This is a genomic window from Mucilaginibacter jinjuensis (genome assembly GCF_028596025.1).
Classification (GTDB): Bacteria; Bacteroidota; Bacteroidia; order Sphingobacteriales; family Sphingobacteriaceae; genus Mucilaginibacter; species Mucilaginibacter jinjuensis.
Genome location: NZ_CP117167.1, coordinates 1775306 through 1787898 on the forward strand (window position 1 = coordinate 1775306; position 12593 = coordinate 1787898).

At 43.4% G+C, this 12593-nt stretch carries 8 protein-coding genes; 6 read left to right on the forward strand and 2 right to left on the reverse strand.

The features are described 5' to 3' along the window. Positions 1–163: 163 nt before the first annotated feature. Both PQO05_RS08065 and dnaE read right to left on the reverse strand, forming a co-directional pair. Positions 164–2971, reverse strand: a complete 2808-nt coding sequence (locus PQO05_RS08065; RefSeq protein ID WP_273632190.1) for an ATP-binding protein — start codon at positions 2969–2971, stop codon at positions 164–166. 243 nt (positions 2972–3214) lie between these two features. Beyond that, positions 3215–6796 carry a DNA polymerase III subunit alpha gene (gene dnaE, locus PQO05_RS08070; RefSeq protein ID WP_273632191.1) on the reverse strand — a complete coding sequence of 1194 codons (3582 nt, stop codon included), beginning with the start codon at positions 6794–6796 and terminating at the stop codon, positions 3215–3217. Between the two features lie 187 nt (positions 6797–6983). On the opposite strand from dnaE, the gene PQO05_RS08075 reads away from it, so the two are divergent. The 6 genes from PQO05_RS08075 (at position 6984) to PQO05_RS08100 (ending at position 12592) form a co-directional block, all read left to right on the forward strand. Next, entirely contained in the window at positions 6984–8375 is a 1392-nt protein-coding gene (locus PQO05_RS08075; RefSeq protein WP_273632192.1) for an MFS transporter, read from the forward strand. A 22-nt stretch (positions 8376–8397) separates the two neighbouring features. Next, on the forward strand, positions 8398–8865 hold the full coding sequence (locus PQO05_RS08080) for a CYTH domain-containing protein (protein ID WP_273632193.1): 468 nt from the start codon (positions 8398–8400) through the stop codon (positions 8863–8865). A 404-nt stretch (positions 8866–9269) separates the two neighbouring features. Next, the gene (locus PQO05_RS08085; RefSeq protein WP_273632194.1) at positions 9270–9653 is read left to right on the forward strand and encodes a tautomerase family protein; all 384 of its coding nucleotides are present in this window, start codon (positions 9270–9272) and stop codon (positions 9651–9653) included. Positions 9654–9661: 8 nt separating this feature from the next. After that, complete coding sequence (locus PQO05_RS08090) at positions 9662–10000, forward strand: cupin domain-containing protein (protein WP_273632195.1); 339 nt, start codon at positions 9662–9664, stop codon at positions 9998–10000. A gap of 27 nt (positions 10001–10027) precedes the next feature. Then, complete coding sequence (locus PQO05_RS08095; protein ID WP_273632196.1) at positions 10028–10801, forward strand: AraC family transcriptional regulator; 774 nt, start codon at positions 10028–10030, stop codon at positions 10799–10801. A gap of 156 nt (positions 10802–10957) precedes the next feature. Continuing rightward, the gene (locus PQO05_RS08100; protein ID WP_273632197.1) at positions 10958–12592 is read left to right on the forward strand and encodes a TldD/PmbA family protein; all 1635 of its coding nucleotides are present in this window, start codon (positions 10958–10960) and stop codon (positions 12590–12592) included. Position 12593: the final 1 nt, after the last annotated feature.

Sequence of the window (12593 nt, forward strand, 5' to 3'; positions counted from 1 at the left end):
TACTGCATAATTGCTGCGCTAATTTCTGCAAACAAAAGTCCGTCATTTGCCCATAACAAAACTGACATTGATATTGATAAAGCTGCCAAATAGGGCTTAAATGGCGATTTTAGTCATAAAAAAACCGCTCGATGACGGTTCTCTGTATGTTTTTCTAAGCTTTTTATAGTAGTTCGCCAACCTCGCGGCCGTAATGTTCTTTAAATAATTTACTGAAGTATGCCGGTGTATCAAAGCCTGCCGCATACGAGATCTCTGCAAGGGTACGGTACCTGCCGCTTTCGATAGCTTCGCGGGCAATTTGCAACCTGATGGTGCGGATATATTTATTTGGCGTAAGCCCGGTAATTGCTTTTATCCGCCGGAACAACTGACGCTCGCTAATGGCAACAGCATCGCTGAGCATGTACAGGTTAAGGTCTGTTTTGCCGATGTGTTTTCTAACTTCGGTTTCCAATTCAGAAAGCCAACGGAGATCGGTTGGTGAAACATGCAGCGTTCCGGTTTCATCTGCAATTATCTCGGTTCCTCCTGGTAACAATTCATCTGTATTTGGGCCGGTGGCTTCGAACCGGGCAGCTGCGTTTTGGATAAGGTTTGTTGCACGGGCCATTAACTCGTCTTTAAAAAATGGTTTGGTTAAATAATCGTCCACACCGATGTGCAGTGCTTTAAGTTTATGCTGATGGTCTGTTAATGCCGTAAGCATAATTACCGGGATGGTACAATATGTATCATTTTGCTTTAAGTTCTCTAAAAGCGTAAAGCCATCCATTTCGGGCATCATTACGTCTGAAATAATAAGCTTGGGCAACTGTTGCATGCCATTAAGCATATCAAGCGCCTGTAACCCATTATTGGCAATTATCAGGGTATGTGCAGAGGATAAAATGCCGGCAATGTAAGCGGCCATTTCATGATTATCTTCCACAACCATCACCAATGTTTTATCGCCGGTGGTTACAGGATGGGTATAAACTGCATCGCCCGCAATCACAACGGGAGGGGTTGCAACTATTTGTATCCCCGGCTTAACAAGCGGAATGGTGACTTTAAATGTCACACCTTCTTTCCAATGATTATCAATGGTAATACTGCCATTCATTAACTCTGTAAACTCGCGCACTATTGCCAGGCCTATGCCGGTGCCGCCCTGTATTTGTTGTTCTTCACTATGCCCCTGGTAGTATCGGTCGAATATGTTTGCCATATCGTCGGGATGGATGCCATCACCTGTGTTAGCTACGCTGAAAATAAATGCATTGTTATTGGTTGTTACCGTCACTTTAATTGAGCCGCCTGACGGCGTAAATTTCACAGCATTGCCAATAAGGTTGTTGCTTATCTTTTCAAATTTCTCCTGGTCCAGATTTGTAAATAAACTTTCGTCAATGTCACTAATCAGTTCATAATTGAGTTGTTTGTAAATTGCTGCAGAGGCAAAACCCTCATGTTGTATTTTAATAAAAGAGGCTAAGGCAACGGGTTTTAATTTTAGCTGTAGTTTGCCGGCTTCGAGTTTGCCTAAATCAAGCAGTTCATTCAACAGGTTTAAAAGTTTATTGCCGTTACGGAGGATGGTTTGCAGGTAACGTTTCTCTTCAACTTTATCATTAACATCTTGCTCCAAAAGCTGGCTGGCTGGCCCCATAATTAAAGTTAAGGGCGTACGCAGCTCGTGGCTTATATTGGCAAAGAACCGGGTTTTAAGTTCGTCCAGTTTTTCGAGTTGTTCGCGTTCTTTAATCATAAAGGCAGCTTCACGTTTTCGTTTCGAAACCAGCCAGTAATAAGTAGCAACCAAAGCCACGGCAATAAACAGGGCAAGCAGTATAAGATAGTTACGTTGTTGCTGAAATAATTTGGTTTGGGCACCGGCTATTAGTAAACGTTTATCAGCATTGTATTTTCTATCAAGCTCGGCAGCGTTTTTTGTTTTTTCGATAGAGGTTATACTGTCGTTTAAAATAGTCGCTTTTCGGTAATACTGATAGGCCAGTTTGTAATTGTTTAGGCCTTCATAAGCTTCGCTTAAATGATTGTAAATGTTATTGAGCTGATTGATACCACTCTCTGCCGAATCTACCACCAAAGCCTTTTCGCCGTAAGCTATAGCCTCTTTGTAGCGCTTCTGATGTACGTACAACGTTTGCAGTTCAATGAGTGCAGGTTTTTCTAACAAGGGAAAGTTTTCTTTTTGGGAAATTGCAAGTGATTGGCGCAATACATCTTCGTCACGTTTATCATCCACCGTAACGTATAGGCGGCCCAGGTTACTCAGGTAACGCGCCTTATCAAATGAAGTAAGCAGGTGCTCAAGCGGTGGGTTTAAAATAATCTCCATGTATTTTATAGCCTTAACCATATTGGCCGGTGTACGTATGGTTTTGTCTGAATACAGGTTAGACAAAGTACTTAGGCTGAATAGATACAATGACGAATCTTTTACCGCAATTGCACCATCGGCTGCTTTAGTTGCATAAGGCAATGCCTGTTTAATATCGTGCATGTTGCGGTATATATCGGCAATACAAGCCTGGCTTAATACTGTTAATCTTTTCCATCCGTGCTGTTCTGTCTCGTTCAAAATTTTGAAGGCCACTTTTAGGGCTTCTATATCTTTGCCTTGCTTGCTCAGCATATAGGCAATCATGGTTGATGAATTAGCGTAGGTGTTGGAGTCTGTAGGGTTGGTGAGCTTTAAGGCGTGCTGTGCGTAAGTTAATGCATTTGCTATTTTGCCTTGTTTATAAGCAATTTTAGATTGTAAGTAAATGATGCGGGCTTGCTGTAACTGATCATGGTTCTTTTGGGCTTTGGCTATTAGCTGATCAGCATAAAACATGGCCGAATCCAGGTTCTTGATCTTCTTGAGGCTGTCTAAATCTTTGTTTTTGGCTTCGGAAGAAAATGTAAAAAAAAGGCTTAAAAAAAGGATCGTAAACCCTTTAAAACGGTAGGAGCGGAACATAAATATCAGGATGGTTTATAATGTGCCTAAAATTAAGCATCCTGTATTGCTATGTGTGTAAAACTTGAGTAACAAAACCGGCAAATATTTGCCTTAAATTACTTATTAATAAATATTTATACTTCGAAAGGGTGGCTTTTCTTTTGGGTTAACAGGATGGTGCTGCCGTTTTAAGAAAAGGTAAAAAAATAGCGCTTATCATTTGTGGTGATAAGCGCTATTTTTAATAGGATATAGAAATGATTACGCGAGTACTGGTGCTACATGAGTTAACGCCATGATCTCTTCTAACAGATCATCGCTCGGGTTTACTTTGATTGATTTGGATGGCATCTGGATATTATATCCTTCGTCATCCCTCACTAAAAATTTGAGTGTGCAATTTTTAGACGGATACTTTTCGGTATTGGTATCAACCGCTTGTTGCAGGCCTTGCAGTAATTGCTGGTTAAGGTTATGCAGATCGATGTGTACGGTAAGCGATTTGGTAAACTTATCGCGCATTTCCGAAAGCAGGGAAATGGTTGCGATTCGCAAATCCCAGTTATCTTTCTGGCGGAATTTTTCTTCAATGTTACCCTTAATATGTACAAAGTAACCCTCCGACATCAGGTTGCGGAACTTGATATAATCATCGCCAAACAAAGCAAACTCGTACGACTCGTTATAATCTTCCAGCACAAAGGTGCCGAATGGTTTGCCGGTCTTGGTCATACGGTGCTGTACGTTACCCATCAGCCCGCCAATGCTTAGTTCGCCTTTTTTGCGGAGGTCGGCAAAGGCTTGTTGAATATCGTCGCCACCCTCACCAGAGCGGGCCTTTACCATCAGTTTCAAATCCTGAACATTACTGTTGCAGAAACGCTGTAATTCCAGTTTATAGTTATCCAGCGGGTGACCAGTCAGATAGATACCGATCACATCTTTCTCGTATTTCAGCTTTTCAATCAACGGCCATTCTTCGCACTCCGGCATAGGAGGTTCAGGAATGTAAGAGGCTACAGAGCCGCCAAATAATGATGATTGCGAACTGTTTTGGGTGTTCTGATAATCGTTGGAGAATTTGATCATCCGCTCGATGCCGGTTAACAGGCCGTTCTCTGTTTTAGCGAAAAACTGAGCGCGTTTCAAGTTAAAGCCATCGAATGCCCCGCTGTAAACCAGGTTTTCGTACGATTTTTTATTGACGTTTCGGCCATTTGATCGTTTGGCGAAGTCGTAAATGGATACATACGGCCCTTTTTCATTGCGCTCTTCAATAATACTTTCAATGGCTTTATCACCTACGCCTTTAATGCCTGAGAAACCAAAGCGGATTTCACCCTTTTTGTTCGGCGTAAATGCCATGTCCGACTCGTTGATATCCGGCCCTAACACCATGATACCCATGCGGCGGCACTCGTCCATAAAGAAGGTGATCTTCTCAATGTTATTCTGGTTATTCAATACCGCCGACATATACTCGGCAGGGTAGTGGGCTTTTAAATAGGCTGTCTGGTACGCAACAAATGCATAACATGTAGAGTGCGATTTGTTGAACGCGTACTGGGCAAATGCTTTCCAGTCGGTCCAAACTTTGGTCAGTTTATCTTTGGCGTGGCCTTTGGCAACAGCGCCATCCATAAACTGGGCTTCCATTTTGTTTAGAACCTCAATTTGTTTTTTACCCATCGCCTTACGCAAAACGTCGGCATCACCTTTACTAAAGCCTGCCAGCTTTTGCGATAAAAGCATCACCTGCTCCTGGTACACGGTAATACCATAAGTTTCGCCCAGGTACTCTTCCATGTCGGCCAAATCGAAGGTAATGGGTTCCTGGCCGTGCTTACGCTTAATAAAGTTGGGGATGTACTCAATAGGGCCCGGTCGGTACAGGGCATTCATGGCAATTAAATCCTCAAACTTATCGGGTTTCAAATCGCGCAGGTACATTTGCATACCCTCACTTTCAAACTGGAAAGTACCGTTGGTATCGCCACGCTGGTAAAGCTCAAAAGTGCGCTGATCGTCCAGCGGAATATAATCTATATCAATATCAACACCGTGGTTCAGCTTAATCATCCGTAACGCACCTTTAATAATGGTCAGCGTTTTCAGACCCAAAAAGTCCATCTTGATTACACCTGCATCCTCAATTACACGGCCATCATATTGTGTAACCAACAGGTCAGAATCCTTTGCTGTAGCAACCGGAACAATGTTAGTTAAGTCGTCAGGCGCAATAATGATACCCGCCGCGTGTACGCCTGTGTTACGTACCGAACCTTCCAGCTTTTCGGCCTCGCGAAGTACAATACCGCGCAAATCAGGGCTTTTGTAAATTTCCTGTAACTCGGGTACCTGTTCAATAGCGGCTTTCAGCGTGATGCCCAATGTGTCGGGTACCAGCTTTTTCATTAAGTTAACCTCAGAGAGCGGCATATCCAACACCCTGCCCACGTCCTGGATACTAGTACGGGCAGCCATGGAGCCGTAGGTGATAATTTGCGCTACCTGGTTTTTACCATATTTATCAACCACGTAGTCAATAACCTTTTGGCGGCCCTCGTCATCAAAATCCGTATCAATATCGGGCATCGACTTTCTGTCCGGGTTTAAGAAACGCTCGAACAGGAGGTTGTACTTCATTGGGTCGATGTTGGTGATCCCGGTACAATAGGCTACCACTGAACCGGCAGCAGAACCACGACCAGGGCCGATGAACACGCCAATGTCGCGCCCTGCTTTAATAAAGTCGGCCACGATGAGGAAGTAACCCGCAAAACCCATGGTGCGGATAGTGAAGAGTTCGAAGTTGATCCGCTCTTCAACATCGGGTGTAATATCTTTGTAGCGCTCTTTTGCGCCGCGGAAGGTCATATCTTTCAGAAACTCCCACTGGTTCATCACATCCGCTTCGGGGCCGGTGTGTATGGCAAACTCCGGGGGGATAGGGAAGTTGGGCAGCATGATGTCGCGTTTCAGCTTCAGCACATCAACCTTATCCACAATCTCGTTGGTGTTATCTAACGATTCGGGAATGTCATGAAACAGCTTGCCCATCTCGGCCTGCGTTTTAAAATAAAACTGGTCGTTAGGGAAACCGAAACGATAGCCTTTGCCTCCTTCCTCGTCAGTCGCAATAGGGGTGCTCTGCATATCGCCGGTGTTTACGCACAGCAAAATATCGTGTGCATTGGCATCCTGCTGATCCACATAGTGCGAATCGTTAGAGCAAATTACTTTTACATTATGCTTTTTGGCGTATTTAAGCAGGGTATCGTTAATAATCTGCTGCTCGTGGATCTCGTGCCTTTGCAGCTCGATGTAGTAATCCTCGCCAAACAGATCCAGCCACCATTTAAACTCGTTTTCTGCCTCTTCTTCAGTTTTCTTTAAAATAGCCTGGGGGACAGATGCACCAATACAGCAGCTGGTAGCAATTAAGCCTTTGTGGTGTTTTAAAATCAGCTCCTTATCAATACGCGGCCACTTGCTGTACAAGCCTTCCATGTAACCGTAAGAGCAAAGTTTAATTAGGTTTCTATATCCTTCGGCGTTTTTGGCCAGGAAGAGCTGGTGGTGGCGTACGTCTTTTTTCTCTTTGGTAAATTGCTTTTTGTGGCGGTCTTCAACCACGTAAAACTCGCAGCCTACAATGGGTTTAACGTTATGCTTGCCTGCTTCGGCCACAAATTTAAACACACCAAACATGTTACCGTGGTCGGTAATGGCCAGAGCCTTCATACCATCAGCGGCAGCTTTTTTATAAAGCTTGCTAATGTCGGCCGCGCCGTCTAACAATGAAAACTGAGTATGTACGTGTAAGTGCGAAAAATCTGGCATAACTAATCCCTGTCGTTCAAAAAAAGAAGAGAACAAATTTACCAATTTTGTTAGCTATGAGGCCGACTAAATCGTGAGTTTTTTTTAACATTTTTTTAATCTCATTACAAGGTCAATATTGCGAATAGGTTAGCTGTACGGATTTATAAACTCTACTTTTGCCCGCATTACCAACCCTGTGGAAAACATGACTAACAAGCCAGCATTATCTTTCGGCTTTATAGTAGGTACTACCAGCCTTGCCTTTGTGGTATCGCAGCTCGATGTATCGATTGTAAACATTGCCCTGCCCCAAATCTCTAAATCATTTACTGCCGATGTAAGCGAATTACAGTGGATTGTTGATGCCTATACCATTGCATTTGCTGTATTGATGCTTTCTGCTGGTGGTATGGCCGATCTGTTGGGCGCCAAGCGATTGTTTCAACTGGGTATACTGATATTCGGTATTGCCTCTGTGGGTTGCGGTTTTGCCTGGAATGCACCAAGCCTCATTGGCTTCCGCGTGTTACAGGGGATAGGTGCTGCCATCATGATCCCGAGTTCCTTATCCATCCTCAATCAAAATTTCGAACATGATAAAGCCCAGCGTGGCCGCGCCGTTGCCATGTGGACTGCAGCCGGTGGAGTATCCATTGCCGCCGGGCCAATTTTAGGGGGCCTGCTCATGCATGTGAGTAACTGGCGCATGATATTTTTTGTAAACATCCCGCTTTGCCTGCTGGGTTTATTGCTGAGCATTAAACTAAACGAAAGCGAAAAGCATCCAGACAAAGGTTTCGATATCCCCGGCCAGTTTACCTGGATGCTGACTATTACTGCGCTGATTGCTTCTATAATTGAATGGCACCACCTGGGTTTTAATAACCCATGGATATTTGGCGGACTGATCTTCAGCGGTGTTATGTTGCTGCTATTTCTTTGGATTGAGAAGCGTGCCGTAGCACCGATATTACCGCTCGATTTGTTCTCCAACTCCAATTTTAATGTACTGGTGTTACTGGGCATGATGCTGAACTGTGCCTATTACGGTACTGTGTTTGTGCTGAGTTTGTATTTACAGGATGTGTTGCATTACTCGTCGTTGGCGGCGGGCATGGCATTTTTACCATTAACGGCGGGCTTTATTATCTCGAATTTGATTAGTGGTAAAATAATGACCTCGCACGGTACACGTTTACCGGTTTTAATTGGCCTGGTGGTTGTTACTTTAGGCTTCGCCGGATTGTTAATTGCACATGCTGATACCCCTTACTGGCAGCTGTTTTTTCCTTTTATAACCATTCCGCTGGGTATGGGTATGGCGGTACCAGCTATGACTACCGGGATACTGGCCAGCGTAGCCAAAACACGTTCGGGCACGGCATCGGCTGTGTTGAATACCACCCGGCAGGCAGCCGGAGCAACCGGTGTTGCGGTATTTGGCGCTATGGCCAATGGCGGTGCGGCTGCAATTGTGCATGCCATTACCATGAGTTCATTACTTTCGGTAGCCGGATTTATTATTGTGGGGACGCTGATAGTTAAATACCTGGTTTCTGCTAAGCATGATGTTGCGAATTCGCACCCGAGTGAGTAAAAATAATTTACATTGATAAGCAATGGGAGTAGAAATAGAACGTAAGTTTTTGGTAGACCAGAAAGCCTGGGAAAAACTCGAAAAGCCAGAAGGGCTACATTATCAGCAAGGGTATATCCCAAGTGATGATAATTGTACAGTACGGGTTAGAATTGCAGGTGTACATGGTTATATCACCCTGAAGGGTAGAACCAAAGGCATTAGCAGAAGTGAGTTTGAATATGAAATTCCTTTAGCTGATGCTAAAGCGATGCTTGATCAGTTTACCCAAAACGGTACAGAAAAGATCCGCTATAAATTCCCTGCCGGAAACCGGGTTTGGGAGGTAGACGAATTTTTAGGCCCTAACAAAGGGTTGGTTGTTGCCGAGATAGAGTTAGAAGATGAACACGAAGTATTTGAGAAACCTACGTGGATAACCGATGAGGTGACAGATGAAATGCGTTATGCTAACTCTAATCTGGCTGTTAGGCCGTTTTTGGAGTGGTGATAGCATCGACTTCATTTTCTACGCCATTGTTGGTGTTGTTACCAACAATCATAAGATATTCAATTCAGTCAGGTTGTTGGTGACAATACCAACAGTGGCGCAGTAGTTCATAAAAACTTTGTCATTTCGAACGAGCCAGCGAGGAATTGTGAGTTGGGGGTGAGGAGAAATCTTCTGCGCCCTGAAGTTCTGCAATAATGTATGTAGTATAAGATTTCTCACCCTTGCCCTACACAATCCCCACCCTTCAAGAGTTCGAAATGACAAATTCGTTTATTAAAAAGCTCGGGTACAAAATGTAATTATTCTAATATCTTCTGCTTCCTTAAAACAATCCTCCACTACGCAATATTTTACAAGACAGTAATATCCAAACCACTTAATCTTGTATAAAAATATTCGCTATGCCATTTGTAAATATATACCTGCCTGCTGCTTTTACCCGCGATGTAAAACAGCAGATCTCGTTTTCAGTTCATGAAAGTTTAATAGATATTTTCTCGGTTCCCGAAAAGGATTATTTCCAGGTAATCCATCCCGTTGAACCGGACAATCTCATTTTTCCTGATGAATACTTCGATATTCCGCATACGGCTAATTTGGTTTATGTGTATATCACTTGTAAGGAAGGGCGTACAGTTGAGATGAAGAAAGCGCTCTACGCGGCTATCGCGAAAAAGATAAGCGAACGCACATTGGTGAATGCCGATGATGTACTCATATTTTTAAATGAAACTTCGCTCGAAGATTGGTCTTTCGGTCGGGGAATTGCCCAAATGATAAAGTAATTGACAGTATGGAACAATCAAATAACATTATACGCAAACCGCTGCTTACTGCCAACCTGGGTGAGCGTACAGTAACATCAGTAGAAATTAAAGAGATTACTTTAGCCCCTGGTCAGAAAGCCGGGCTGCATCTGCATCCATGCCCGGTAACCGGGTATATTGCCAAAGGTACAGCCATTATGCAGGTTGAAGGCGAGGAAGAGCTGATCCTGAATACAGGTGATGCTTTCTACGAACCTGCCGATGTGCATATTGCGCAATTCAGCAATTACTCCGATTCTGAACCGATGACATTTATTGCCTTTTACCTTTTAAATGGCAACCAGGAGTTGATTAAAATGCTATAGTAATTTTGGTTATTTTTGAATTGAAAGATGATTAGCAGCTGGAAAAATACCCGTTTCGATAACATCGCTTTTACCAGCGGCGAAAACTTTACGCACAGTTTCCCCGATCATTTCCATGAAGAATATACGATAGGGGTATCGGTTAACGGGATCCAGCAATTTAACCTGCTTAATAAAGAGTTTATCGTAGCGCCGCATTCCATCTTTTTAATTAAGCCGGGGCAAATGCATGCACATCACCCGATTGCCGATCTGGGCTGGAGTTTTAAGAGTATGTACCTTAGTCCTGATTTTGTAGATCACCTGTTAAAAGGTAGTGAAATAAAAGCGGATAGTGCGTTTGTACCCGTTGTACAAGATGAAGAACTTTTTAACCACTACATTAATATCCATGAAAATAAGGAGAGTGATGTAGAAGATAGAATTACATCTTTTCTATACAGTGTATATCAAAGATCAACCGATAATAGCTTACAGGCTTCGGTCATCTCATCATCAGAAAAGCTCGATGAGATCAAAGCCTATCTTGCAGATCACATAACTCAAAAATTGAATCTTGATACCATAGCAGGTAAATTTCACATAGATAAGTTTCAGCTCATCAGGCAGTTTAAAAAGCATACGGGAGTTACGCCCAATGTTTATCTTACCATTTTAAGGGTTGAATGTGCACGGCGACTGATGAACCAAAACCATTCGCTTGTTGAAACGGCTTTCGAAGCCGGTTTTTACGATCAAAGTCACTTTCATCACAATTTTTTGTACTATACCGGTGTTACGCCGGGTAGTTTTGTGGGTTAGGTGAAGTGAGTAGCTGTTGTTTTTGATTCTTCAGTAAGTAAAGTTATTTCTGTTTGTAACTTTTATATGTAAATAGCTAAAAATCTGTATTGTATTGTAAATAAAGTATTGCTTTTGTTGAAAAATAGATAGATTTAAGGAACAAATCTTACCATTTTGAAAAGAAAAGACTTCCTTTATCTCTCGGTCATGAGCTTTACCGCTGCAATGCTTGCCAAAATGCCTGTTTTTGGTACCCCAATCCCCAATGATGTTGTTTTACCGGGTTTAGATGTTGCCATTAAAAAGCGAATGGCCGATGTTGCACTCAATGCGGCTAAATCTGCCGGAGCAACTTATGCCGATATCCGTATACAGCGCACGCTTAACCAAAATATAGCCACGCGTGAGGATAAGGTGCAAAACGTGGGTAACACAGAAACATCGGGTGTGGGTATCCGGGTAATTGCCAATGGGTGCTGGGGCTTTGCCGCTTCGAGCGATATTAGTAATGAGAGTATCGCTGCCGCTGCCAAGCAAGCTGTACAAATTGCCAAGGTAAACTCAAAGATTCTGAAGCAGCCCGTGCAACTGGCCCCGCAAAAAGGATACGGCGATGTAAGCTGGAAAACACCAATTGAAATTGATGCTTTCAGCGTGCCGATAAAGGATAAGATTGATCTGCTTTTGAAAGTTAACGATACGGCACTGCAAAACGGTGCCAGCTTTGTTAACTCGGCCATGTTTGTGATTAAGGAAGAAAAGTATTTTGCATCTACCGATGGTTCATACATCGATCAGGATATTCACCGCCTGTGGCCGATTTTCCAGGTTACCAAAATAGATAAGGCGAGTGGTAAGTTTCAAACCCGAAATTCGCTGGGTGCTCCGGTAGGTATGGGGTATGAATATCTTACACCCAAAGAATCAGAAAAAGTACATAGCCAAACAACCTTGTACCGCAACCGCTATGATATGATTGAGGATGCTAAACTTGCCGCTCAGCAATCAACTGCAAAACATAGCGCTAAATCAATAGAGCCGGGTAAGTATGATTTGGTACTCGATCCAACCAATCTTTACCTGACTATTCACGAATCAGCCGGTCACCCTTCGGAGCTTGACCGCGTGTTGGGTTATGAGGCTAACTTTGCCGGTACCAGTTTCCTTACTTTAGATAAATGGAAATCGGGCAAATTCAACTACGGGAGTAACCTGGTAAATATTGTGGGCGATAAAGTTCAGCCGGGATCGCTGGGTGCCGTAGGATATGACGATGAAGGTGTAGGCGCTAAAAAATGGGATATTATTAAAGACGGTGTGCTGGTAAATTACCAGGCCATCCGCGATCAGGCGCATATCATTGGTTTACAGGAATCGCAGGGTTGCTGCTATGCCCAAAGCTGGGATAATGTGCAGTTTCAGCGCATGCCAAATATTTCGCTGCAACCGGGCAAAAAGCCAATGTCGCCTGCCGATATGATAAAGAATGTAGAGAAAGGTATCTATATCATTGGCGATGGTTCTTACTCTATCGATCAGCAGCGTTATAATTTCCAGTTTAGCGGTCAGCTGTTTTATGAAATTAAGAATGGCGAGATCACCGGTATGGTTAAGGATATGGCTTACCAATCAAACACCCAGGAGTTCTGGAATTCGTGTACTGCGATATGCGATGAAAAAGATTACCGTTTAGGCGGAACATTCTTTGATGGTAAGGGGCAGCCGGCGCAAATAAGTTCGGTATCGCATGGTGCATCAACTGCCCGTTTTAACGGGGTTAACGTAATTAACACTTCAAGAAAAATCTGAT

Bases quoted from the DNA above. Each gene is read 5' to 3' on its own strand.
- PQO05_RS08065 (WP_273632190.1), bottom strand. From the start codon at position 2,971: ATGTTCCGCTCCTACCGTTTTAAAGGGTTTACGATCCTTTTTTTAAGC.
- dnaE (WP_273632191.1), bottom strand. From the start codon at position 6,796: ATGCCAGATTTTTCGCACTTACACGTACATACTCAGTTTTCATTGTTA.
- PQO05_RS08075 (WP_273632192.1), top strand. From the start codon at position 6,984: ATGACTAACAAGCCAGCATTATCTTTCGGCTTTATAGTAGGTACTACC.
- PQO05_RS08080 (WP_273632193.1), top strand. From the start codon at position 8,398: ATGGGAGTAGAAATAGAACGTAAGTTTTTGGTAGACCAGAAAGCCTGG.
- PQO05_RS08085 (WP_273632194.1), top strand. From the start codon at position 9,270: ATGCCATTTGTAAATATATACCTGCCTGCTGCTTTTACCCGCGATGTA.
- PQO05_RS08090 (WP_273632195.1), top strand. From the start codon at position 9,662: ATGGAACAATCAAATAACATTATACGCAAACCGCTGCTTACTGCCAAC.
- PQO05_RS08095 (WP_273632196.1), top strand. From the start codon at position 10,028: ATGATTAGCAGCTGGAAAAATACCCGTTTCGATAACATCGCTTTTACC.